The organism is Pseudarthrobacter sp. W1I19 (assembly GCF_030817835.1).
GTDB lineage: Bacteria > Actinomycetota > Actinomycetes > Actinomycetales > Micrococcaceae > Arthrobacter.
Map to the genome: position 1 here is coordinate 310,283 of NZ_JAUSZR010000001.1, position 22,895 is coordinate 333,177.

Here is a 22,895-nt window from a genome sequence, read left to right on the forward strand (position 1 = left end):
CTTAGACAGAAAGGTCTAACAAGAACCAGTTAGACAGATCGGTACAACGAAGTCAAGCTGTTTTAGACAGATCTGTCTGATAAACTCGCTGTATGACTTCCACCCGAGTCCCGGCCCGGCAGCGCCTCCTCGAGGCTGCAGACAAATTGTTCTATGCCGAGGGCGTCCATACTGTAGGGATCGACCGGGTTATCGAAGAGGCCGGAGTGGCGAAGGGCTCACTCTTCTACAACTTCTCCGGCAAGGACGAGCTTGTGGCCGCCTATCTTGCTGGCCGTGACCAGCGCCGGCGTGACCGGATCGCACGGTACCAGCAAGGCCTGGAAGATCCCGTCGAGAAACTGCTCGCCATGTTTGACGCCCTGCAGGAAGCCGTCAGTGAGCCCGGCTACAAAGGCTGCGCGTTTGCCAATGCAAATGCTGAAGCACTGCCGGGCAGCGTTGAGGCCAAAGCCCTGCGTAGTTTCCGGGACTGGCTCAGCAGTATGCTTCTGGCGCTATGCGAGGAAGCGGGGTTCGCTGATGCTGCCGGGGTTTCGGCCCGCCTCGGCCTGCTCTACGACGGTGCGGTGGCAAATTCGCAGCTCGACGCGCACACGGACGCGGTCCGGTTGGCCAAGGAACTTGCTTCGTTGGTCCTGGAAACCTCACCAAGACTGTCCTGAGCAAGCCGCGCGGGGAGAAGAAAACTCGAACGGCGGCCGCCTGCTGTCACCTCCGCCACGGCGTGGGCCGCGGCCACCATCCCGGCACGTTGCGCTTGTAGTCAAGGTACTGCTCGCCGTATGTCTCAGTGAGGGTGGGCTCCTCGTAGCCCAGCACAAACGTGACCACTGCAGTGAGGGCAATCGCTGCGTAGAGCACCAGCCACCAGCTGCCGAACAGCAGCGCCTGGCCGAGGATGATGGCGAGCACCGCGAGGTACATCGGGTTTCGCACATGCCGGTAGGCGCCCGTCACCACGAGTGTCTCAGTTGGAGCGACCGGCGCGGGCGTCCCTCGGTGCAGGGCAAACAGCGCGAAGGCATGCAGGAGGAAAGCCACTCCGAGGACTATTGCGATCCAGGCAACCGGCACCACCCAGTCGGCGCCTCCCCAGTCATGCGGCCGCCAGCCGGAAATGAGCCATGGGATGAAGCCCGCCACGATGCCGGGCGCAAGGAACAGGAACACGACGGTGCCGATCCAGTCCCTTGCGCGGGCGGCAGACTGCCTCATAAACGTCAGGCTAATCCGGTTGCGCTAACCGCGCGAGTATGCGGTGAAGGTGCCGGAGCAGAACTGCGTCCGGGCGGGCTGCAAAAGTGCAGCCCGCCCGGACGTGTCCTTACTACATCGAACTCACTTCAGGTCGAAGCGGTCCAGCTCCATGACCTTTACCCAGGCCGCCACGAAGTCGTTGACGAACTTCTCCCCGGCGTCGTCGCTGGCATAGACCTCGGACAGTGCCCGGAGCTGGGAGTTGGAACCGAAGACCAGGTCCACCGGCGTTGCCGTCCACTTCAGTTCGCCGGTAGCAACATCGGTGATCTCGTAGACGTTCTCCTCCGACTCGGATGCCTTCCACTTGGTGCCGGGGGACAGGAGGTTGACGAAGAAGTCGTTCGTCAGGACCTGTGGCCTGTCGGTGAGCACGCCGTGGTTGGAGCCTCCCACGTTGGTGCCCAGGGCACGCATGCCGCCAATGAGCGCCGTCATTTCCGGCGCCGAGAGGTCCAGCAGGTACGCCTTGTCCAGCAGGAGCGTCTCCGGCTGAAGCTTCTCGCCGGGGCGCACGTAGTTCCGGAACCCGTCCGCCCGCGGCTTCAGGTACTGGAAGGACTCGACGTCGGTCTGGTCCTGGGCTGCGTCGGCGCGGCCTGGACGGAACGGCACAGTGACGGGGAACCCGGCGTCGCCCGCGGCTTTCTCCACCGCGGCACAGCCGCCGAGGACGATCAAGTCCGCGAGCGAAACCTGCCCGCTGGCCTGGGCGGAATTGAACTCCTGCTGCACTCTCTCGATGGCCTGCAACGCCGTCGAAAGCTGCTCGGGCTCGTTCACCTCCCACCCGCTCTGGGGCTCCAGTCGGATACGCGCACCATTCGCCCCGCCGCGCTTGTCGGTCTTGCGGTAGGTGGAGGCGGCGGCCCAGGCGGTGCTGGCCAGTTGGGAGACGGACAGGCCCGAATCCAGGAGCTTTGCCTTGAGCGAGGCGATGTCCTGCTCGCCGATCAACTCGTGGTTCACGGCCGGGATGGGATCCTGCCACAGCTGGGCTTCGGGAACCCAGGGCCCGAGCATGTGCGGGCCCACCGGTCCCATGTCGCGGTGCAGCAGCTTGTACCAGGCCTTGGCGAAGGCGAGCTGGAACTCGTCCGGGTTCTTCAGGAAGCGCCGCCCGATCTCCTCATAGACCGGGTCGAAGCGCAGGGACAGGTCCGTGGTCAGCATGGTGGGCCGGTGCTTTTTCCCGGGGTCGTGCGCGTCCGGAATGATCTCCGGAGCATCCTTGGCGACCCACTGGTGGGCTCCGGCCGGGCTCTTCACGAGCTCCCACTCGTACTCGAACAGGATCTCCAGGAAGCGGCTGCTCCACTGGGTGGGCCTGTCCGTCCAGGTGACTTCGAGGCCGGAGGTGATGGTGTCTCCGCCCTTGCCGCTGCCGTAGGTGCTGAGCCAGCCCAGCCCCTGGGCTTCGAGGTCGGCGGCTTCCGGTTCGGGGCCAACATGGGCGTCGGCGTCACCGGCGCCGTGGGTCTTGCCAAAGGTGTGGCCGCCAGCGATCAGCGCGAAGGTCTCCTCGTCGTTCATCGCCATGCGCTTGAAGGTCTCGCGGATGAATGCCGCCGCCAGCTTGGGATCCGGGTTGCCCATGGGGCCCTCAGGGTTGACGTAGATCAGGCCCATCTCGGTGGAGCCTACCTCCTCGGACATCTGGCCTTCGCCGATGTAGCGTTCGTCGCCCAGCCAGGTGTCCTCAGGCCCCCAGAAAATTTCTTCGGGCTCCCAGACGTCCTCACGGCCGAAGGCGAAACCAAAGGTCTTAAAGCCCATGGACTCCAGGGCCACGTTGCCCGCGAGGACCAGCAGGTCCGCCCAGGAAAGCTTCTGGCCGTACTTCTGCTTGACCGGCCACAGCAGCCGCCGCGCTTTGTCCAGGTTGGCGTTGTCCGGCCAGCTGTTCAATGGGGCAAAGCGCTGGCTGCCGTCGCCTGCGCCACCGCGGCCATCGTGGACGCGGTAAGTGCCTGCAGCGTGCCAGCTCAGCCGGATCATCAGGCCGCCGTAATGGCCGAAGTCCGCCGGCCACCAATCCTGGGACGTGGTGAGGACTTCGGTGATGTCCTGCTTGAGGGCCTCGACGTCGAGCTTTTGGAACTCCTCCCGGTAATTGAACGAGGGGCCAAGGGGGTTGCCTGCCGGGTGGTTGGAGTGCAGCACGGAGAGGTCCAGCTGGTTGGGCCACCAGTCCGCAACCGTCCGCGGCCGGTGTCCCTTGGGCTCGGGGGAGTCAATAGCCGGGTTTTCACTCTCGCTGCCGTGCGAGGTGACGCTGCCGTGGTCCACCGGGCACCCGCCCTCGACCTTGCTGTCCAGGCCTTGGGCGCTTCCCGGGGTGGGGACCGGAGGATGGTCCTGTGGATCGGTCATGTGCTTCCTTCCCTATGGCCGAGGCCGTGGAGCGGACTCGGGCAGCCGGTTCAACCTTTCCATTTGACCATGAGAGGGTGCCCGGGGGAGAGCCCCTTAAGCCATTCGAGAACCGGCGGGTTTTCTCCTTGCAGGAACCGTCGATGTGCCCTTCAGGTGGCTGCGGCATGCGCCGCAGCAGGTCGCTTTGACGTGTCGCCCATCACTCGCTAGTATTTATGAAACGATTCAAGCGGCGCCAGGCAGATAAATGAACTGCCTGTCCCTTGCCACCCCGCCAGCAGTCACGAGAAAAAGCCAAGCCGGAAAGAAAATCCGGTTCCTTGCCAAAGACGCCGAAGGAAACAGCGCATGACCACCATTCCCGCCGCGGACACCCCACAAAAGCTCGACGCCGGCCATCAACGCAGGGATCCGAAGAAGGCCGCGATGAGCGGCTGGATCGGCGGCGCCCTCGAGTACTACGACTTTGCCCTGTACTCGCTCGCTGCGACGCTGGTCTTCCCGGCCATCTTCTTCCCTTCGGGAAATCCCACCGTGGCGATCATCGCCGCGCTGGCGACGTACGCCGTCGGATATGTTTCCCGTCCGGTGGGCGCGATCGTCCTGGGCGCCATCGGTGACAAGCACGGCCGCAAGAACGTCCTCGTTTTCGCGATGCTGCTCATGGGTTTCGCCACCTTCGCCGTGGGACTCCTGCCAACCTATGGCCAGGTGGGCCTCCTCGCGCCCGCCCTGCTGGTGATCCTCCGCCTCATCCAGGGCTTCGCCGTCGCCGGTGAACTGGGCGGTGCCAGCGCGATGATCGTTGAGCATTCCCCGGACGCCCGGCGCGGCTTCTTCGCGAGCTTCAGCCTGCAGGGAACCCAGGTGGGCTCCATCCTGGCCACCGCTGTGCTGCTTCCCCTGTCCGCGCTGCTTCCCAAGGACCAGTTCGAGACGTGGGGCTGGCGCATCCCGTTCCTGCTCAGCGCCTTCGTGATCCTGGCCGGATACATCATCCGCCGCCGGGTCCAGGAACCGCCGGCCTACCTCGCGCAGTCCGAAGCGGGCCAGGCAAAGCGCCGGTTCCCGCTCATCGACCTGATGCGGACCCACCCGCGCGTCCTGATCCGCTGCATCATCATGACCTTCACCAACGTGGTGGGCATGGCCACCCTGATCTTCGGCGTTTCCTACGCCACGCAGAAGGGCTACGGCATCGGATTCTCCAGCAGCGAGTTCCTCTGGGTGACGCTGGTAGCCAACATCGCCGCCGTCATCACCATTCCCGTGTTCGGCGCCCTGTCCGACAAAATCGGCCGTAAAACGCTGATGATTGCGGGCGGCCTGGGCGGCGGCCTCCTGACCTGGGGCTACCTGTGGGCCATTGACCAGAGGAGCCTGTTCCTCGTCTTTGCCTGCGTCCTGATCGTGCAGGGCATCTTCTTCCAGATGTGGAACGCCACGTTCGCCACCTTCTTCCAGGAACAGTTCCCCATGCGGATCCGGGTCACCGGCTTTGCCGTATCCCAGAACGTCGGCCTGATGATCGCCTCGTTCTTCCCGAGCATCTTCACTGCAGTGGCACCTCCGGGCTCCACCAACGTTCCGATGGTGATCGGCATGATCACGTTCGGTATCTCCCTGGCCGCCGCTCTGGCCACCTTCCTGTCCTCGGACACCAGGGGCAAGTCCCTCGAGGACCTCGAGGCGCAGAAAGCCTGACAGCAAACTTACGACGCCGTTGCCCGCCTGTGCGGGCAACGGCGTCTTTGTCGTGAGCCGTCAGCTGCGGCTGAACCGTTCCGGCCGGAACGTTTCCAGCATGGGGTGCTTTTGGCCGGTAACGATTTCGAAGGAGAGCAGTTCTCCCGCGATGAGCCCCACGGTCGCGCCAGAGTGGGAGAAAGCCACAAAGCAGCCAGGCAGCTTTTCCAGTTCTCCAAACACCGGCTCGCCATCTCCGGGAACCGGCTTCCGGCCGACCTTGCAACTGGCGGCCGTCAGTTGCGGGTTGCCTTCCAGGAGCCGTGAGGCTTCCTCTGTCAGTTCCCCTACCACGTCATCCGGTAGGGAGAAGGTACCGTCTGCTGCTTCTACGATCTGTTCCTCATACCATGAATGGTCGAGCGCGAGGCCGCCTCCCGGGTTGGGTCGAACTGCCGCGCGGGGCGTGTTCAGGACGGCTTTAAGGCCAGTGCCGGCGGGCTCCGTGATGACGAGCGCTGAGACAGGCGATGCGTCTGCGATGTAGACGCCATGCTCTTCAACAACGCCCGGTGTCGCCGCACCACAGGCGACAACGATCCTATCGGCGGCGTATGTGGTCCCGTCTTCGGTGACGATGCCCGCAGCCTTTCCGTCTTCGGCGAGGACCCGTGATTTGCCTGCGTTCGTGACCAGTTCGCCCCCGCGGGCCCGGAACTCTTCCATGAGGTGGGCCACCAGGTGGGGAAGACTGACCCATCCTTCTCCGGGGTTGAAGACGGCAGCGTCGGAGACCGCGGTGGCGTCTATTGCGGGGGTAAGTGCCGAAATCTGCTCAGGTTTGACCAGGACGGAGTCGTATCCATGGGACTGCTCGTACTCATGCCGGGCTTCGGCCTTCGGCGCGTCCCCGGCCGGTGCCCAGAAGAGGCCCCCTCCGAACTGCAGCCATTCCCGCGTGGGGTCCGCTGCGAAGAGCGTCCGGTAGCGGTCGATGCCGGCCATGCGGAGGTGGTGATAGGCGTCGGACCGCTTTCCTGCGGAGTTCAGCCATGACAAGGAACGTCCGGTGGCGCCGCTGGAGAGTTCACCTTCGGTAATGAGGACCACGGAAGCTCCGCTCCGCAGGAGATGGACGGCAGTGGAAACACCCAGAATGCCGCCTCCGAGCACTGCGACGTGGGTTTCACTCTTTGGGGAAGTCATATCAGGGGATTCACTTTCTTCAACTTGAATGGTTGCTTTTGTCCGCGCTCTGGCTGGCCGCGCCTGGATTGGGAGTCCCCGCCCGTCCGCCCATATAAGTCCATATGGCTGCTGAACCTGCAGCAGGAGGCATGAGTTCGCCTTCGCTGACCCAGGCCTCGACATTTTGCCCTTCAGCCCGGGCGGCCCACATGCCCGACAGCGGACAGTGGCTTCCGGTCTTCATACCGTGACGCATGCCTGCCTCGAAGTTTGCGGGCCTTGCGTGGAGCAGGACGTTCGCTAGTACATCCCTTGCAGGCTGCTCCGTAAGGGCTGGTAAGTCAGACTGCATCGACAGGCGTGCGGGGAGGGGTGGGCGCCTTTTCAAGGTCTCATCCTTTTGCGTCGTTGCGAATAGGGTGGGGAACGTTCCCAAAGGAGCGTTTACATGACGCTACCGCCAGCTTCTGGAGCTAGTCAATAGGTCAGGCGCGCGAGGTAGGGCTTGCTGCCAGGGCGGAAATCGGCGGCTGTAGTGCCGGGATGAGAACGGTCCCAAAAAATCGTTGACGTGTGATCCAGCTCATGTCACACTCGATATCAGATCCCGATGGGAACCTTCCCAGTCTTCTCCCATTGCGGGACCAAAGACCCCTTATCAGCAGCCGCACGACAGGCAGGCAGAAAATCATGAGTCTAAGAATCGGTGTCGACACCGGAGGTACGTTTACGGATCTCTGTGCGTTCGACGAATTGACCGGACAGGTGCATGTCCGCAAGGTCTCCTCGACTCCGGATGACCCGGGCCGGGCCATCATCCAGGGTGTACAGGAACTGCTCGACCAGATCGGCGGGCGGAACATCGGTGAGATCAGCTACTTTGCCCATGGGACCACGGTAGGTACCAACGCCCTCCTGACCGGCCGTGGTGTGCGCACAGGACTGATCACCACCAAGGGCTTCCGGGACTTGCTGGAGCTGGGCCGGGGACGCAGGCCGCACATGTACGACCTCCAGGCTGATAAGCCGGAGCCGTTTGTTCCCCGGGACCTGCGCGTGGAGGTCACCGAACGCGTGCGCCACGATGGGCGGGTGGAAACCGGCCTGGACCCCGATGAGGTCCGGGCAGCCGTCCGGAAGCTGAAGGCCAAGGGCGTTGAATCAATTGCCGTATGCCTTCTGTACAGCTACGTCCGCCCTGAACACGAGCGTGAAATCGGCCGCATCATCGCCGAGGAATTTCCGGAAGCCTACGTCTCGCTGTCCAGTGAGGTGCTGCCTGAATTCCGTGAATTCGAGCGGCTATCAACGGTAGTGACCAACGCCTATGTGGGACCGGTGGTTGCCAAGTACCTGGCACGGCTCCGGAGTAACCTCGCGGAGGCCGGGCTTAAGTGCCTTCCGCACGTCACACAGTCAAACGGCGGCATCATCCCCTTCCCGACGGCGGAAGAACTCCCGGTCCGCCTTGTCCTGTCAGGCCCAAGTACAGGCGTGGTGGGAGCCGCAGCCATCACCGCGGCCGCCGGCAGCCCGGACATCATTACCTTCGATATGGGCGGAACATCTTCCGACGTTTCGCTCGTCCAGAACGGCACCCCCAAAGTCACCTCCAGCATGGAGCTCGACGGCCGGCCCATCCGCTCTCCTATGCTCGACATCCACACCGTCGGTGCCGGCGGCGGCTCAATTGCCTGGATCGACAGTGGAAACCATCTGCGTGTCGGCCCTGCCAGCGCCGGAGCCTTCCCCGGGCCCGCCTGCTACGGCAACGGCCAGGAAGCGACAGTCACCGATGCCAACGTGGTCCTGCAGGTCCTGAATCCTGAATACCTGCTTAACGGCCAGCTCAAGATCGATGCCCAGGCATCACACCGGGCGATTAAAGCCATCGCAGACCCGCTCGGCCTGTCAGTGCCGGAAGCTGCACAAGGCATTATCCGCGTCGTCACGGCCAACATGGCCCGCGCCATCCGGGTTATCTCGGTGCAGCGCGGATACGACCCCCGTGACTACGTCCTGGTGCCGTTCGGGGGCGCCGGTCCGCTGCACGCATCCCTGCTGGCCACCGAACTGGGAATCAACAGGATCATCGTTCCGGAGACCCCGGGCGCCCAATCCGCGCTGGGGCTGCTGATGACCGACATCCGCAGCGACTTCATGCGGACCAAGATCCTGGAGGTTACTACGGAATCGTCCAGCGGCTTCAGCCAGGTCTTCGCCGAACTCACCGAGCAGGCATCCGCCTGGTTCGCTGAGGAAAACATCGGAGAGGACCGTCGAAGCCTCCTGCGGCGCATCGAAATGCGCTACGCCGGGCAGAACTATGAACTCCCCGTCGATGTCCCTCACGGTGTCCTGGACGAGGACTCAATCAGCTCACTGATTGAAGCCTTCCAGCGGGCCCACGACCGGATGTACGGCTACAGCGCCCGAAACGAAGTGGTCGAAGCTGTGACCTTCCGCGTCCAGGCCATCGCTACCGTTCCACGTGCAGACCTGCGCCGTTCCGTCGCGGAAGGGCGCAGGCCTGAAGACGCCATCATCGGATACCGGGACGTCTTCCTGCCCGAAGAGGCCGATTACGTCCCCTGCCCCGTCTATGACCGCTCCAAGCTTGACGTCGGCCACCGCATTGCCGGGCCGGCCGTCGTCGAACAGATGGACACCACCACCCTCCTCTTGCCGTCGGACGTCTGCGTTGTGGACGACCTGCGCAACCTTGTCATCGAAATCCGCAGGAGCACCAGTGAATAAGCCACTAACAGCCGACCCCACCCGCCCGGACACTGTCCTGGTCGAGGTCATCGGCTCGGCACTGTCAACCATTGTTGAGGAAATGGGCGGCACCCTCGTCCGTGCCGCCTACTCCACCAACATCAAAGAACGCAGGGACTGCACCGCCGGACTCTTCGACGCCAGCGGACACGGCATCGCCCAGGACGAAGGCGGCTCGCCCCTGCATCTGGGCTCCTTGATGGGAATCGTGGACGGAATCCTGGCACGTTATCCGCTCGAAGAGATCGTCGAGGGCGATACTTTCATCGGCAACGACCCTTACAGCGGCGGCGGTTCGCACCTGCCCGACATCGTCCTGGCCACCCCCATTTTCATCGACGGTGTGCTCACCGCGTGGGCGGCCAACCTTGCCCACCATGCCGACTTCGGCGATCGCGGCCATGCCCACATTTTCCAGGAAGGCCTGCGGATTCCGCCGGTGCGCCTGATCCGGGCCGGCGTACTGCAGCAGGAAATGCTCAACCTGATCCTGCTTAACTGCCAGGTTCCCCACGAGCGTCAGGCCGACCTCCGGGCTCAGCAGGCGGCCAACCGGCTCGCCTGCCAGCGATACAAGGACCTGTGCGACCGTTACGGCCGCGAGGTTATGGTCGCAGCCGCCGCCGAGCTGCTGGACTACACAGAACGCCGGACCCGGGCAGCGATCGGCAACATGCCTGACGGCGTCTACACCTTCACCGACAAATTCGACTGCCCCGAGCTCGACAACGAACTCGAGCTGCAGATCCGGATTACCGTCTCCGGGGAGGAAATCCTCTTCGATTTCGACGGCAACCCGCCACAGGTGAGAGCCAGCGTCAACGTTGTCTGGACGGCTCTTTACGCATCTGTCTACTACTCGCTGAAGAGCCTCATCGACGCCGACATCGTCCCGAACGCCGGCCTGTACCGGCCGGTCCGCATTGAGGCGCCCCAAGGGTCCATCATCAACTGCCAGGAACCGGCCGCCGTCAATGGACGCAGCGAGACGTGCCAACGCATCGTCGACCTGATCCACGGCGCCCTTGCCGAGGCAGTGCCCGAACGCGTCACCGCGGCGAGCAATGGAGCCAACACCGGTGTGCACTTCTCCGGAAAAAACTCCCGCACGGGCAAAGAGTTCGTCTACCTGGAAACGATCGGCGGCGGATGCGGCGCCCGGGCCACCAAGGACGGGCTCGACGGCGTCCAGGTCCACATGACCAACACTTCCAACCTGCCGGTGGAGAGCCTTGAAGCCGAATACCCACTCGTCATCGAGGCCTACGAACTGATCCAGGATTCGGGCGGGGCGGGGCACCACAGGGGAGGCCTTGGCATCCGGCGTGCAGTCCGGGTGGAAGACCCGGACATTCACTTCTGGCTCGATACCAGCCGGCAGAAGTCCCAGCCCTGGGGCCTGGACGGAGGCCTGCCGGGAGCCAGCGCGAAAGCGGTCCTCAACCCCGAAGCACGGCCCATAGACCACGGGTACACGGTGCTGCAGCCCGGCGACCGGGTTGCGATCGAGACGGCCGGCGCCGGTGGCTACGGTTCACCCGCGCTCCGGGAAGCGGAGCAGGTTGCCCGCGACCTGGCCGAACAGAAAATCTCGGACGCCTACGCCCGCCAGGCGTACCCGAGCCAGATGCAGGACCTCACCACGTCTGACGGTTCCTGACGAGGAATGATGCCAAAGCCGGCCGGTGGGTGGCACCAGCAGCCCGCCGGCGGCCCGGCACTCCAACTGAAAACGCTCACCAATCTTTATTTCCCGTAATAGCCGGCTTTCGGCCCGGCAAGGACGCCCCGCCGAAAGCCCCCCCGCTGACGCCACCAGGCTCAGCCTTCACCCAAAGGAAAAATCATGTCTGATAACAGGACGCCGGACACCGACCTCCTGGCGGCCCCGGCAGCACGGCGGCGGATCTTCGCCTCCACGATGCTCGGAAACGTGGTTGAATACTACGATTTCACGCTCTACGGAACACTGGCAGCTATCATCGCCACCCAGTTCTTCCCCTCCGACAACCCCACGGTTGCCCTCCTGGCCGTGTACGTCGGCGTCGTTCTTTCCTATGCCATCCGCCCCATTGGTGGGATTATCCTGGGGCCCCTGGGTGACATCAAGGGCCGTAAATTCGTGCTGATCCTCACGATCGCCCTGATGAGCATCGGGACGGCAGGGATCGGCTTCCTGCCCACGTACGCTGCCATCGGCGTCGCCGCACCCGTCCTGCTGCTGCTGTCCAGGCTCCTGCAGGGAATCGGAGCCAGTGTTGAATACACCACGGCAGCGAACTTCCTCTTCGAACACGAACGGGGCCGCCGCCCCAATTTCATTGCCGGGGTGCTGAATTCCACGGCCTCCGTGGGGTCCTTCCTGGCGGCTGGGCTGGCGTACGTCCTCAGCGTCACCATGCCGGGAGACGCGTTCACCTCGTGGGGATGGCGCATCCCGTTCCTGCTCTCGATCCCCATCGCCCTCATCGGCGTCTACATGCGCAACCATCTCACCGAGACCCCGGAATTCCAGGAAGTTGTAAAGACGGTTGCTGCCGAAAAGGTAAAGCAGACCCCGCTGCGCACGGCCATCCGGTTCTACTGGTCAGACATGCTCAAAGCCATCGGCCTGGGTGCCGGGCAGAGGATTGGCTCCTACACGATCCAGGCGTACTTCGTGACCGCCCTGATCACCGCAGGCTTCCCGGCATCCCAGGCACTCCTGGCCTCAATGCTGACCTACCTCGTTGGACCCATCACCAGCATCTGGGGCGGCCAACTCTCGGATAGGTACGGTGCAAAGCGTGTACTGCTGATCGGATACGGACTCTTCGTGGCCTTGACCGTGCCGGCCTTCTACGCCATCGGCAACAAGTCCATCCTGCTCGCCACCGTCGCTGTCATTGTCTTCACCCTGATCAACAACCTTGTCGCGGCGCCCCTCAGCGTGGCCTATGTGCTCAGCTTCCCGCCGGAGGTACGGGCCACGGCAGCAGCCCTGAACTTCAACATCGGTACATCACTGATCGGAGCCACGGCAGGGCTCGTTGCGGTATGGCTCTTTTCCGTCACCGGGTCCAACGTCTCCTTCGGCTGGTACACCACCGCCGCCTGCGTCGTCTCGATCTGCGTGACCCTCTTCGCCCTTCCCGCAGCACTCCGCCGGGTGCCGCCTGCCAAAAAGGCGGTATCAGTGACGGTCTGACCTCGGTGTGAAAGGCCGGGACGCGGCATGACGCGTCCCGGCCTTTCCCATGCCCAGCCGGGAAAGTTCCAGCGGTCAGTGTTTGCGAGGCCTGGCGGTGGAATCCCTCAGGATCAGGCGGCCGCTCAGCGTCCGGTCGCCCCGCCGGTCCTCAGGCGCACCGATAGCGAGCAGCAGTTCCTTGGTGGCAGCCATTCCCAACTGATGGCTGGGCTGGTCCACCACCGTCAGCTTGGGCCGGACCAGAGTGGCCCATTCCTGATCATCAAAACCGATGAGGGACATATCTTTCGGGCACGCGATGTCCAGATCCTGCAAAGCCGCAAACGTGCCGGCACTCAATTCACTGTCAGTGCAATAAATGGCGGTCAACCCCGGGTTATCCCGAAGCAGGCGCCGGGTCGCCTCGTATGCCGAGGCCTTTGCATAGGCGCTGCGTCCGACGTACTCGTCGCGGTACCGGATCCCGGCGCCGCGGAGTGCATTCACATAGCCCACCAGGCGTGCCGCGCTGGGCCGCAGGTTCTTACTCTCCTGGCGGCTGTCCGGCTGCCATCCCGCGGGCATCAGCGCCTCGGTAACAATTCCAATATCGCGATGCCCAAGGTCAATGAGGTGATTGACGGCAAGTGTGGAAGCCTCCACGTGATTCACCGAGATGTAGGAAGCAGCCTTTACTTTGGGCGCAGGGCGGTCCAGCAAGGTCACGGCTATACCTTGCCCCTCAAGCCTCTCCAGGTGCTCCGTTTCCTCGGTGGAGACCGGCGCAACCACTATGCCGTCCACGCGCTTACCGGCGAGGAGTTCAACGGCACGGCGCTCCAACGCCAGATCGCCCTCTGTGCTGCTCAACAGAACCTCGTACCCGGCTTCGCGTGCAGCGGTGGAAATTCCCCGCATCGCGACGGCGAAGAAGTGGTTTCCCACATCAGGTATCACCACACCAATGGTCCGCGTCCGGCCGGTGATCATGCTGCGGGCAAGGGCATTGGGCTGGTACCCGAGTTCATCCGCCGCTTTCTGGACGAGTTCCCTGGTCTTGGGGCTGACCGACCCGTACCGCGCCAGCGCCCTGGCAGCCGTGGACTTGGACACGCCTGCCTTCAACGCGACGTCGATAATGGTGGCAGGAGGAAGCGGCGGTTGGCTCACGTGGTGGTCCTCTCCTCACGAAGTTTTTCAGCTGCACCCGGGGCTGCCGATTCCAGGCACCCTCGGTTCTGGGATCGTTACCATACTCTCACGGCTGTCCGGAGCCGGAACCTATGTGTTCAGGAATCAGCGGGTGTTGGATGTGGCGTCAGTGGGCCGCCCCGAGCTCGATGAGCAGGACGCCGCCGATGATGAGGCCCAGTCCGAGCATCATCACTGGGGTGATCGTCTCTTTGAAGAAGATGCGGCTGGCCAGGGCAGTCAGTGCGACGCCGGCTGCTGCCCAGATGCCGTAGGCCACTCCGAGGCTCATGCCCTGGTCCAGGGTCAGGGTGAGGAGCGTGAACGCCAGGACGTACCCGACGGCGACCGGCAGGTACCAGCGCCGCTTGCCGGTGGAAGCAACGCGCAGGAAGAGGGTGGCGGTCACCTCGGTGAGGATGGCCCCTGCCAGCAGCAGCCACATCATGAGTTCACCATTTCCTGTTCCGGTTCTTCTGCCGGCTCCCTATGTGACCCGAGTTCAACGCACAGCACTCCGCCAATGACCATGGCGACGCCGATCATCATCACCGGAGTCAGCGCCTCGCCAAAGATCAGGGCGGCCAGCAGCACCGTGAGTGTCACTCCCAGCGCGGCCCAGATGCCGTAGGCGACTCCGAGACCGAGGCCTTTGCGGAGGACTGCTGCGAGGAAGCCAAAGGATGCGGCGTAGCCCGCAACCACAACAACGAAGAACACGGGGTTGTCCAGGGCCGCCTTCAAGGAGAGCGACGCCGTCACCTCACTCAGGATCGCGCCGGCGAGAAGAATCCACTTCATGTAAACAGTCCTTGAGATCCGTTGGGGCTTGGTCCCCGTGTTTGCAACGGCGCGGTTGCTGGTGATGTTCCCGCGCTGCCCACCTGTGGGGGCTGGTGGGCAGCCGGGGCTGCCGTTTAGGCCTGGGGGACGAGCTCCGAACCCGCGATGGCGGAGCTGCCAAGGTCACTCCTGGAGAGGGCCTGCCGGTTGTTCAGAGCGTTGGTCCAGGTAGCCGTATCGGCCACGGCTGCCCAGTTCGAGTTCAGCAGGGTGAGGAGTGTGGTGTGGACGGTCTTCGCGTCGGCGAAGCCTGCCTCATTGGCGAGGTTGATGGCGCCGGTGGCGTCTGAGAGGACCTCGGTGGTGAAGCCGAGGAACTCTGCCTCCACGGCTGAGGCGAGCACGCAGTTGTTGGTCATGTAGCCCAGCAAGGTGACAGTGTCGACGTCGCGCTGCCGCAGCCAGTCGGCGAGGTCCGTGCCGGCGTAGACGGAGCCGTACTGCTTGACCAGCGACTTCCATTCGGTGGTTTTGCGGCGTTCAATCTCGGGGTGCAGCTCGAAGCCGGGCGTGCCGGGCGCGAAGACCGGCGCACCAACACCGGCGGTGTGCTGGATGACGGCAACGGGAATGCCGGCGGCAGTGGCGGCGTCGATGGCCATTGCGATGGTGGGCAGGGACTCCTGGTGCGGCGGGTACTGGATCTCGAGCGGGCCGCTGAAGTACTGCTGCTGCACGTCGATGAGGATGAGGGCGCGGCGGGGGCTGGTCATGTTCTTTGTTCTCCCTGGGTTTCTCTTTACTGCCTTTTGGCGACTTTTCCAGTCTTCCTGCTGCCCCTGCCCGCCGACAGTGGCACGAAGGCAAATGTACGATGGATTTGGGCCAAGGTAGGAAAAAGGAGCATTTTGAGGATCGCGGTATACGCCTTCGATGGGGCGACCATGTTTCACCTGGCCGTTCCGCAGATGGTTTTTGACGAGGTGGCCCGCCAGGGCCTTGCCGGGTGGAAGACTGTCCTTTTTTCCGAGCAGGCAGGCGGAATCACCACCGCTGAGGGCTACCGGCTGGGCGAGGTGAGAGGGCCGGAGGCCGCGGAAGAAGCAGACGTTGTGGTGGTGCCGTCATGGTTCGACGACGGGCGCGTCCCCAGTGATTCGCTGCGGCAGGTGCTCCAAGGGGCACACGGGCGCGGGGCCCCGATTTTGGGGTTGTGCCTGGGTGCGATTCCCGTAGCCGACGCCGGCCTGCTTGCGGGGCGCCGGGCGGTCACGCACTGGCAGGCATTCGACTCGCTGGCCGTTCGGCACCCCGACGTCCCGCTCGACCGGTCTGTGCTCTATATAGACCACGGCGACGTCCTGACTTCGGCCGGCACCGCCTCAGCCCTGGACGCCTGCCTGCACCTCGTGCGCGCCAAGCTGGGAGCGGAAGCCGCGAACCAGGTGGCACGCAGCCTGGTCATCGCCCCGCACCGGGAGGGCGGACAAGCGCAATACATTGAGCACCCCGTGCCGGAGCGCTCCACAGATGACCCGATCTCGCGCCTGCTTGAATGGGCGCTGGCCCGCCTGGGCGAACCGCTGACCATTGACCGGTTGGCGGCCCAGGCGCACCTGAGCCGCCGCACCTTTGTCCGCGCCTTCCGGGCCGTAACCGGGACCACGCCGGCCGCCTGGATCCGGGCCCGCCGCCTCGACGCAGCCCGGCGGCTCCTGGAGACAACAGACCTGTCGATCGACCAGGTCTCCGCCGACTGCGGCTTCGGCAACGCCGTCACCCTGCGCCAGAACTTCGCCGCCGCCTTTTCCACAACGCCCACGGAGTACCGGCGGCGCTTTGACGCGCGGCTTGGGTAATCACGATAAACGCCAGTGCTGTCTTCAAGCGGGGGGCTTGAAGACAGCACTGGCGTTTATGTCGACGACTTCGTGCTCAGAAGGGCCGATGAATCACCCATCCTTACTGCTTGAAGGCGGCGTCGAAGGAGGTGTTCGAGGGCGGGAAGTCGAATTTTTTGAGGTTGGCGAGGGCTTCGGGGGCGCCGTGGAGGCGGTCCATGCCTGCGTCTTCCCATTCGACAGAGATGGGTCCGTTGTAGCCGATGGCGGACAGGGCACGGAAGGACGCTTCCCAGGGGACGTCGCCGCGGCCGGCGGAGACGAAGTCCCAGCCGCGGCGCGGGTCGCCCCAGGCCAGGTGGGAGCCCAGGACGGTGTTGCGGCCGGTCTGGCGGACCTTGGTGTCCTTGCAGTCCACGTGGTAGATCCGGTCCTTGAAGTCCCAGATGAAGGAGACGGGGTCGATGCCCTGCCACATCATGTGCGACGGGTCCCAGTTCAGCCCGAAGGCGGGGCGGTGGTTGATTGCCTCGAGGGTGCGGACGGTGGTCCAGTAGTCGTAGGCGATCTCGGAGGGGTGGACTTCGTGGGCGAAGCGGACCCCGCATTCGTCGAAGACGTCCAGGATGGGGTTCCAGCGGTCGGCGAAGTCCTGGTAGCCGGCGTCGATGACCTTGTCGGGGACGGGCGGGAACATGGCCACGTACTGCCAGACGGAGGAGCCGGTGAACCCGACCACGGTGTCCACGCCGAGTGCCTTGGCGAGCCGGGCGGTGTGTTTCATTTCCTCGGCGGCGCGCTGGCGGACGCCTTCGGGGTCGCCGTCGCCCCAGACCTTGGCGCCGACGATGGCTTCGTGGCGGAAGTCGATGGGGTCATCGCAGACGGCCTGGCCCTTGAGGTGGTTGGAGATGGCCCAGACCTTGAGGTTGTACTTCTCCAGGATCTCGAGTTTGGACTCGACGTAGCCGGGTTCGTCCCAGCGCCAGGCGTCCAGGTGGTCGCCGGAGACGGCGATCTCCAGGCCGTCGTAACCCCACCCGGACGCCAGGCGCGCGACCTCTTCGAAGGGCAGGTCCGCCCACTGGCCGGTGAACAAGCTAAACGACCGGGGCTCTTGGTAGGTCATGATTGTTTCCGTTCTGGTGGGATCGCCTACGCAGCGGCGTAAGCGATGACGTTTTCTTTGGTTGCTTGGGCTTTGTCCAGTTCGGCCACCACTCGGCCGGCCCGCATGACCATCACTCTGTCCGAGAGCTCGAGCAGCTCGGGGAGCTCGCTGGAGATCACGAGCACGGCCACGCCTCGACGGGCCAGCTGTTCGATCAAACGGTGGATTTCGGCTTTAGCACCGATGTCGATGCCCTTTGTCGGCTCGTCCAGGATGAGGACCTTGGGATTGCTTGCCAGGCAGCGGGCGATGATGACCTTTTGCTGGTTGCCACCGGACAGGGATTGTATGGGGGTTTCAGCGGATGGGGTCCTGACATCGAGTTCCTTGATGTAGCCGCTGACCATCTTCTTTTCATAGGCCCGCTGCAGGATCCCCCACTTGCTGACCTGCTTCAGGAGCGTCAGCGTCGTGTTTTCGCGGATGGACAGCATCGGAATGATCGCCTGCAGCTTTCGTTCCTCCGGGACGAGGGCAATACCCGCGGCGATTCCGGCTGAGGCACCATGAAGATTCAGTTTCCGGCCGTGCACCTCTACGGTCCCGGCGTCGGCTTTGTCTGCCCCGTAGATGCACCGGGCGACCTCGGTCCGGCCTGCACCTACGAGTCCTGCGAGTCCAACGATCTCTCCTGCGTGCAGCTGGAGATTCACATCCTCAAACGCGCCGGCGAGGCTTAGACCCCGCGCTTCAAGGACCAGTTCACCGCGTTCGCGGGGAATGTGCTCGTAGAGGTCAACGTCCTTGCCCACCATCAGCTGCACCACGGAACGGGCGTCGAGTTCATCCGCCGGGACGGATGAGGCCACCGTTTTGCCTTCACGGATGACGGTGATCCGGTCGGCCAGTGTGAAAACTTCCTCCAGTTTGTGCGAAACGTACATGATCGCCAGGCCCTTGCTCCGCAGCTCGTCGACAAGTTTGTACAGTTTTTCAACGTCTTGCTCGGTCAGTGCCGTGGTGGGTTCATCCATGATGATGACTCTTGCGTCCTGGGCTATGGCGCGCGCGATTTCCACCATCTGACCGTCCACGGTTGAGAGCGCCATGGCAGGGGTGTCGAGATTGAGGTGGGGTGCCACCTGGTCCAGGGCCTTGCGTGCGCGCTTGCGGATCTCCCGGCGGGAGAGGATGCCGTTGTGTCCACCCCAGTTTCCCAGAAGAACATTCTCGGCCACGGACAGGTCCGGGACCAGGTTGTGCTCCTGGTAGATGGTGGCGATTCCGGCAGCCTTGGAGGCCACCGTGCTGGAGGGCATCAGCTCGCCGTCCACGTATACGCCGCCTTCGTCAGGAGTGTAAAACCCGCTGAGTGTCTTGATCAGCGTTGATTTTCCTGCTCCGTTTTCGCCGCAGACGCAGTGCACCTCTCCGGCATGAAGCTCAAAGTTCATGCCGGAGAGGGCGACGACGCCCGGAAACAGTTTTACGAGATTGCGTGCTTCAACGATTGCTGAAGCGCGTCCGGGCTTCTCGGTCATGCCAGTTCCCTCCTCAGGAAGGTGAGTCCGTCCCGGGCCAGTGCGTCCATGGATGGTGCCACCGGACGCCAGAGCGAAACGGCCTTTGCGATTTCCTCGACCGTGGGAAGGAATGACTCGACCACAATGGAACCTTGGTAGTTGATGGTTTTCAGTGCGTCGAAGGTCTCGGACCACGGCACGTGTCCGCTGCCGGGGGTTCCGCGGTCGTTTTCCGATACCTGGAAGTGGAAGACCTTGTCACCGGCAGCGGTGATGGCCGCACTGATGTTCTTCTCTTCGATGTTCATGTGGAACGTGTCGAGCATCAGGCCGACGTTGTCCCGGCCGATCAGCCCGCACAGTTCCAAACCCTGTTCGACGGTGTTGACCAGGTCGGTTTCAAACCGGTTGAGAGGTTCTATGGCCAGGGTGACGCCGCGTTCGGAGGCGTAATCGGCCACTTCACGCAGGCTGTCTGCCGCCCACTGGCGCTGCTGCTGGCGTTCCTCCTGGGGAAGCAACCGGGCTTTGCCGGTGGCCGAGTACATCGGACCGGCGACGTGGGGCGACCCAACGGCCTGGGCGATGTCGACGCACAGTTTCAGGTAGTCAATGCCCTGCCGCCGCTTCTGCGGGTCCTCGTGCGAGACGTCGCGGTCCGGTCCAAACGCGCCGCAGATGGACACAGGCAGTCCGGTCCGTTCTGAGGCCTTCTTCAGTGCTTCCGCGCTGACCACGGCGGGGTCTTCAATGCAAACCTCGATCAGGTCGTAGCCCATCTCCTTGGCGACATCGAACTGATCGACGTCGTTGTCGGTGAACGGGGAGACGAGGATGAAGGTGCTGACGCCGAACTCGTATTTACTCATTGGGCCACAGCTCCTGTTCCAGCTTCTTCATTTCGCTAATAGCCTTTTCGGTGTAGGAGTCCAGGAACTCCAGGTGGCCGCCGCGTGCCATCATGGCGAAGGGGTTCGACGCGGCGGGCAGGAGCTCGAAGGTCAGGTAGCCATCGAAGTTGATGTCCTTCAGCGTCTGCAGGGTCGGACGGAAGTCGGTGTGTCCTACGCCGGGGGCTGCACGGGTTGAATCGGCGAGGTGGACGTGGTTGACCTTGCTGCCGGCACGGGCGAAGGCGCCATGAATGCTGTCTTCCTCGATGTTCATGTGGAAGAGGTCGCCATGCACGCCGCCGTTTTTCAGGCCGGTGGCGTCCAGGAGTTCAACGGCACGGTCCAGCCGGTTCAGGAAATGTGTCTCGTAGCGGTTCCACGCTTCGAGGGTGATGTTGACGCCAACACTGGCTGCATATTCGCCGAGGGTGCGGACGTTCTCCACAGCCCATTCCCATTCCTGTTCGTCGCTGGCCAGGGCCTCGGTCTTGCCCACCGGGGACGGGCCGACGATGATGGTCGGAGCTCCGACGGCGGCGGCGAAGTCGGCTACCGACTTGCCGTAGTCCAGGGCCTTCTGCCGGTTGGCGGCGCTGGGGTTGATCAGGTCGCGTTCCTCGCCGAACCAAATGCTGCAAATGGAGCTGACATCGATGCCTGCGTCCTTGGTGAGGCGGTTGATTCCTTCGACGTTGTGCGTTGCCGGTTCTCCTACGAGTTCGATGGCGTCGTAGCCGTAGCGGGCGACGCGGTCGATGCCTTTGGCGATGTCTTCCTGGTAGTAGACGATGGCGTTGTAGGAATACTTGAAGCGGGACATGTTTCTCCTTGAAGTGGAATTGGTTTGTTGCTGCCGGGCCAAGGGACTAGCCCCGGCCCGGCCGTCACTGCTCTGGGGCTCTAGTCCTTGAAGATGTTGCCCCAGAGCTTTGGATCATCGACGTTCTCTTTGGTGATGAGCTTGGTGTCGGTCAGCTGCATCTTGGGCACCTGCTTGCCGTCCAGCAGATCAACCTCGGCCTGAAGGGCCAGTGCTCCCATTTCGAACGGGTTCTGGTCCATCGTGGCGTCCTGGATGCCCTTGCGGATGCGGTCCAGGGCCAGCGGTGTGCCGTCGACTCCGACGAGCGGGATGTGGTTTGCGGCTCCGACCGGAGCGTCTTTGTTGATTTGTGAGAGGCCGGAGACGATGCCACGCACCATTTCATCGTTATGGCTGAACAGGCCGTTGATGCTGGAGTCGGCGGTGAAGTTGTCGACGGTCAGGGACAGGGCGTTATCTGCGGTCCACTGGGCGTCACGGCCGACGACCTTGATATCGGGGGACTGCTTGATGCCCTCAGTGAAGCCCTTCCCGCGCAGAATGGCGTGGTACGCGCCCTTGGCTCCTTGGTATTCAAGGACGGTTCCCTTGTTGCCCATCAGTTTGGCCAATGCTTCAGCGCCAAGTTTGCCGGCCTTTTCGTTGTCGAATGCGACGGCGGCGTCGGCGATGTCGCCCGGGATCACCGAGTCGACCGTTGTGACGGTCTTTCCGGCGTCGTGGATCATCTGGACTCCGGGGACCAGTTCTGCAGAGTTGTTCGGGCTGAGGACGATGCCGTCTACGCCCTGGGCGAGCTGGTCCTGGATTTGGCTGATCTGGGTGTTGGAGTCACCTTTGGCGTCAAGGACTGTGACCTCCACGCCGAGTTCCTCCGCTTTATCCTTGACGCCCTGCCCGAGGGCAACCATGAACTCAAAACTCTGGCTGTAGAGCAGGACGGCAATCTTTTTTGTCTTGTTTCCGTCGTCCCCTTCCTGGGCGGCACTCGGTGCGCCGCAGCCGGTCAGGGCGATGGCAGCGGCGGAGATTGCCGCAAGGACCGCAAGTTTGGGTGAGGTCTTCATTGACTTACTCTTTCTGTTGAATGCTTGGCTGTGCCGGGTGAGCCGGGGTGTGGGCAGGTGGCGTGTCAGGCCGGCGTACCGGTGCGCTCTGTGACGGGCCCGCCAGCTGTGGTGCCGGCCTTCTTCGGGTCTGTCGCCGGCGGCGGCCCGATCTTGCGTTTCCGTGACAGGTTCTTTTGGACGTACTTGTAGCGGTACACATCCAGGGCGGCGGCCGCGAAGATGACGACGCCTTGGACAATCCGGTCGTAGGACGAGGGGATGCCGAGCAGGTTTACGGCGTTGGAGACCATGGCGATCAACAGCACACCGAGCAGGGTGCCCTTGATGTTTCCCTGGCCGCCGAAGAGGCTGGTTCCGCCGATGACCACGGCGGCGATCACGGTTAGTTCAATACCGTCGCCGGCGCGGGGGCTTCCGGAGGCCAGCCGGCCGGTGAGCAGGAGGCCGGCCATTCCGGCGGAGAGACCGGCGATGATGTAGGCATTCATCGTCACGCGGTCGACGCGGATCCCTGCGAGCAAAGCTGCTTCCTTGTTGCCGCCGACGGCGTAGATCGACCGCCCGTAGGTGGTGCGGGTCAGGGCCAGGTGGGCCAGTAAAGCCAGCACCAGAACGGCCGGTATGAGCAGGGGAATACCTGCGATTTTCGCGCTGACCAGGCCGGTGAGCATCTTCGGTACGGGGGTGATGTTGCCGCCGTCGGAGTAGGCGAAGGCGATGCCCGACCCGGCGGAGAGTGTTGCCAGCGTCGCGATGAGCGGGGATATGCCCAGCTTCGTGACCATCAGCCCGTTGAGGGCTCCGACTCCGGCGCCAACCATGAGGCCGGTCAGGAGTCCGATTGCCGGTGGCATGTTCATGTTGACGATCACGCCCATGGACAGCACGGAGGACAGGGCAGCGGTCGAGCCCACCGAGACGTCGATGCCGCCGGTAAGGATCACGAAGGTCATTCCAATGGCGAACACACCCAGGATCGTGCACTGGTAGAGCAGGTTCACCAGGTTGACAGTGGTCAGGAATACCGGGCTGAGGAACGTCAGCAGTACACCGAAGAGCAGGACGACGACGAGCAGGCCCTGTGCACCGATGAAGTCGCCAACAACGGATAGCCGTGAACGCGGGTTGTCTTGGGATTTTCCGGGGCCAGCCTTCCCGAAAACCGGACCGGCGGGGCCGGTGGCTGTTTGTGGCTGCATGGTT

The 22,895-nt window shown here is 63.5% G+C and carries 19 protein-coding genes; 6 read left to right on the forward strand and 13 right to left on the reverse strand.

All coding sequences use genetic code 11. The features are described from left to right. Window positions 1–92: 92 nt before the first annotated feature. A complete protein-coding gene (locus QF038_RS01420; RefSeq protein ID WP_307608016.1) occupies window positions 93–665 on the forward strand; it encodes a TetR/AcrR family transcriptional regulator in 573 nt (190 codons plus the stop codon). A gap of 46 nt (window positions 666–711) precedes the next feature. Here QF038_RS01420 and QF038_RS01425 read toward each other — a convergent pair whose 3' ends face one another. Next, window positions 712–1,218: an isoprenylcysteine carboxylmethyltransferase family protein gene (locus QF038_RS01425; RefSeq protein ID WP_307608017.1), complete on the reverse strand. Its 507-nt coding sequence runs from the start codon at window positions 1,216–1,218 to the stop codon at window positions 712–714. A gap of 123 nt (window positions 1,219–1,341) precedes the next feature. Then, window positions 1,342–3,633 (reverse strand): catalase/peroxidase HPI, encoded by a 2,292-nt coding sequence (gene katG, locus QF038_RS01430; RefSeq protein ID WP_307608019.1) that lies wholly within the window; start codon window positions 3,631–3,633, stop codon window positions 1,342–1,344. A 351-nt stretch (window positions 3,634–3,984) separates the two neighbouring features. Between katG and QF038_RS01435 the strand changes: the two genes are divergently transcribed. Then, window positions 3,985–5,340, forward strand: a complete 1,356-nt coding sequence (locus tag QF038_RS01435; protein WP_307608022.1) for an MFS transporter — start codon at window positions 3,985–3,987, stop codon at window positions 5,338–5,340. A gap of 60 nt (window positions 5,341–5,400) precedes the next feature. Here QF038_RS01435 and QF038_RS01440 read toward each other — a convergent pair whose 3' ends face one another. Further along, the gene (locus QF038_RS01440; RefSeq protein WP_307608024.1) at window positions 5,401–6,528 is read right to left on the reverse strand and encodes an FAD-binding oxidoreductase; all 1,128 of its coding nucleotides are present in this window, start codon (window positions 6,526–6,528) and stop codon (window positions 5,401–5,403) included. A 672-nt stretch (window positions 6,529–7,200) separates the two neighbouring features. On the opposite strand from QF038_RS01440, the gene QF038_RS01445 reads away from it, so the two are divergent. The 3 genes from QF038_RS01445 to QF038_RS01455 all read left to right on the forward strand — a co-directional run bounded on the left by QF038_RS01445 (window position 7,201) and on the right by QF038_RS01455 (window position 12,475). After that, window positions 7,201–9,267, forward strand: a complete 2,067-nt coding sequence (locus QF038_RS01445; protein WP_307608026.1) for a hydantoinase/oxoprolinase family protein — start codon at window positions 7,201–7,203, stop codon at window positions 9,265–9,267. Further along, window positions 9,260–10,948, forward strand: coding sequence for a hydantoinase B/oxoprolinase family protein (locus QF038_RS01450; RefSeq protein ID WP_307608028.1), 1,689 nt, complete (start codon window positions 9,260–9,262; stop codon window positions 10,946–10,948). The genes QF038_RS01445 and QF038_RS01450 overlap by 8 nt, the downstream gene beginning before the upstream one ends. A gap of 186 nt (window positions 10,949–11,134) precedes the next feature. Further along, window positions 11,135–12,475 carry an MFS transporter gene (locus QF038_RS01455; RefSeq protein WP_307608030.1) on the forward strand — a complete coding sequence of 447 codons (1,341 nt, stop codon included), beginning with the start codon at window positions 11,135–11,137 and terminating at the stop codon, window positions 12,473–12,475. A 75-nt stretch (window positions 12,476–12,550) separates the two neighbouring features. Here the strand turns inward: QF038_RS01455 and QF038_RS01460 are convergent, their stop codons facing one another. The 4 genes from QF038_RS01460 to QF038_RS01475 all read right to left on the reverse strand — a co-directional run bounded on the left by QF038_RS01460 (window position 12,551) and on the right by QF038_RS01475 (window position 15,204). Continuing rightward, window positions 12,551–13,627 carry a LacI family DNA-binding transcriptional regulator gene (locus QF038_RS01460; RefSeq protein ID WP_307608032.1) on the reverse strand — a complete coding sequence of 359 codons (1,077 nt, stop codon included), beginning with the start codon at window positions 13,625–13,627 and terminating at the stop codon, window positions 12,551–12,553. Window positions 13,628–13,775: 148 nt separating this feature from the next. Then, window positions 13,776–14,096 (reverse strand): multidrug efflux SMR transporter, encoded by a 321-nt coding sequence (locus tag QF038_RS01465; protein WP_307608034.1) that lies wholly within the window; start codon window positions 14,094–14,096, stop codon window positions 13,776–13,778. Next, a complete protein-coding gene (locus QF038_RS01470; RefSeq protein WP_307608036.1) occupies window positions 14,093–14,449 on the reverse strand; it encodes a multidrug efflux SMR transporter in 357 nt (118 codons plus the stop codon). Before QF038_RS01470 ends, QF038_RS01465 begins: the two co-directional genes overlap by 4 nt. 116 nt (window positions 14,450–14,565) lie before the next feature. Next, window positions 14,566–15,204, reverse strand: coding sequence for an isochorismatase family protein (locus QF038_RS01475; RefSeq protein WP_307608038.1), 639 nt, complete (start codon window positions 15,202–15,204; stop codon window positions 14,566–14,568). A gap of 135 nt (window positions 15,205–15,339) precedes the next feature. On the opposite strand from QF038_RS01475, the gene QF038_RS01480 reads away from it, so the two are divergent. Further along, window positions 15,340–16,290, forward strand: coding sequence for a GlxA family transcriptional regulator (locus tag QF038_RS01480; RefSeq protein ID WP_307608040.1), 951 nt, complete (start codon window positions 15,340–15,342; stop codon window positions 16,288–16,290). A gap of 103 nt (window positions 16,291–16,393) precedes the next feature. Here the strand turns inward: QF038_RS01480 and QF038_RS01485 are convergent, their stop codons facing one another. The 6 genes from QF038_RS01485 to QF038_RS01510 all read right to left on the reverse strand — a co-directional run bounded on the left by QF038_RS01485 (window position 16,394) and on the right by QF038_RS01510 (window position 22,891). Then, window positions 16,394–17,401: a sugar phosphate isomerase/epimerase gene (locus QF038_RS01485; protein WP_307608042.1), complete on the reverse strand. Its 1,008-nt coding sequence runs from the start codon at window positions 17,399–17,401 to the stop codon at window positions 16,394–16,396. A gap of 26 nt (window positions 17,402–17,427) precedes the next feature. After that, window positions 17,428–18,924 carry a sugar ABC transporter ATP-binding protein gene (locus QF038_RS01490; RefSeq protein WP_307608044.1) on the reverse strand — a complete coding sequence of 499 codons (1,497 nt, stop codon included), beginning with the start codon at window positions 18,922–18,924 and terminating at the stop codon, window positions 17,428–17,430. Beyond that, window positions 18,921–19,775: a sugar phosphate isomerase/epimerase family protein gene (locus QF038_RS01495; protein ID WP_307608046.1), complete on the reverse strand. Its 855-nt coding sequence runs from the start codon at window positions 19,773–19,775 to the stop codon at window positions 18,921–18,923. Before QF038_RS01495 ends, QF038_RS01490 begins: the two co-directional genes overlap by 4 nt. Further along, on the reverse strand, window positions 19,768–20,619 hold the full coding sequence (locus QF038_RS01500) for a sugar phosphate isomerase/epimerase family protein (RefSeq protein ID WP_307608048.1): 852 nt from the start codon (window positions 20,617–20,619) through the stop codon (window positions 19,768–19,770). Before QF038_RS01500 ends, QF038_RS01495 begins: the two co-directional genes overlap by 8 nt. A gap of 80 nt (window positions 20,620–20,699) precedes the next feature. Further along, entirely contained in the window at window positions 20,700–21,689 is a 990-nt protein-coding gene (locus QF038_RS01505) for a sugar ABC transporter substrate-binding protein (RefSeq protein ID WP_307608050.1), read from the reverse strand. 65 nt (window positions 21,690–21,754) lie between these two features. Beyond that, window positions 21,755–22,891 (reverse strand): ABC transporter permease, encoded by a 1,137-nt coding sequence (locus tag QF038_RS01510; RefSeq protein WP_307608052.1) that lies wholly within the window; start codon window positions 22,889–22,891, stop codon window positions 21,755–21,757. Window positions 22,892–22,895: the final 4 nt, after the last annotated feature.

Excerpts from the sequence above, each read along its gene's own strand:
- QF038_RS01420 (WP_307608016.1), top strand. The coding sequence starts at position 93 with ATGACTTCCACCCGAGTCCCGGCCCGGCAGCGCCTCCTCGAGGCTGCA.
- QF038_RS01425 (WP_307608017.1), bottom strand. The coding sequence starts at position 1,218 with ATGAGGCAGTCTGCCGCCCGCGCAAGGGACTGGATCGGCACCGTCGTG.
- katG (WP_307608019.1), bottom strand. The coding sequence starts at position 3,633 with ATGACCGATCCACAGGACCATCCTCCGGTCCCCACCCCGGGAAGCGCC.
- QF038_RS01435 (WP_307608022.1), top strand. The coding sequence starts at position 3,985 with ATGACCACCATTCCCGCCGCGGACACCCCACAAAAGCTCGACGCCGGC.
- QF038_RS01440 (WP_307608024.1), bottom strand. The coding sequence starts at position 6,528 with ATGACTTCCCCAAAGAGTGAAACCCACGTCGCAGTGCTCGGAGGCGGC.
- QF038_RS01445 (WP_307608026.1), top strand. The coding sequence starts at position 7,201 with ATGAGTCTAAGAATCGGTGTCGACACCGGAGGTACGTTTACGGATCTC.
- QF038_RS01455 (WP_307608030.1), top strand. The coding sequence starts at position 11,135 with ATGTCTGATAACAGGACGCCGGACACCGACCTCCTGGCGGCCCCGGCA.
- QF038_RS01465 (WP_307608034.1), bottom strand. The coding sequence starts at position 14,096 with ATGATGTGGCTGCTGCTGGCAGGGGCCATCCTCACCGAGGTGACCGCC.
- QF038_RS01470 (WP_307608036.1), bottom strand. The coding sequence starts at position 14,449 with ATGAAGTGGATTCTTCTCGCCGGCGCGATCCTGAGTGAGGTGACGGCG.
- QF038_RS01475 (WP_307608038.1), bottom strand. The coding sequence starts at position 15,204 with ATGACCAGCCCCCGCCGCGCCCTCATCCTCATCGACGTGCAGCAGCAG.
- QF038_RS01485 (WP_307608042.1), bottom strand. The coding sequence starts at position 17,401 with ATGACCTACCAAGAGCCCCGGTCGTTTAGCTTGTTCACCGGCCAGTGG.
- QF038_RS01490 (WP_307608044.1), bottom strand. The coding sequence starts at position 18,924 with ATGACCGAGAAGCCCGGACGCGCTTCAGCAATCGTTGAAGCACGCAAT.
- QF038_RS01495 (WP_307608046.1), bottom strand. The coding sequence starts at position 19,775 with ATGAGTAAATACGAGTTCGGCGTCAGCACCTTCATCCTCGTCTCCCCG.
- QF038_RS01500 (WP_307608048.1), bottom strand. The coding sequence starts at position 20,619 with ATGTCCCGCTTCAAGTATTCCTACAACGCCATCGTCTACTACCAGGAA.
- QF038_RS01505 (WP_307608050.1), bottom strand. The coding sequence starts at position 21,689 with ATGAAGACCTCACCCAAACTTGCGGTCCTTGCGGCAATCTCCGCCGCT.
- QF038_RS01510 (WP_307608052.1), bottom strand. The coding sequence starts at position 22,891 with ATGCAGCCACAAACAGCCACCGGCCCCGCCGGTCCGGTTTTCGGGAAG.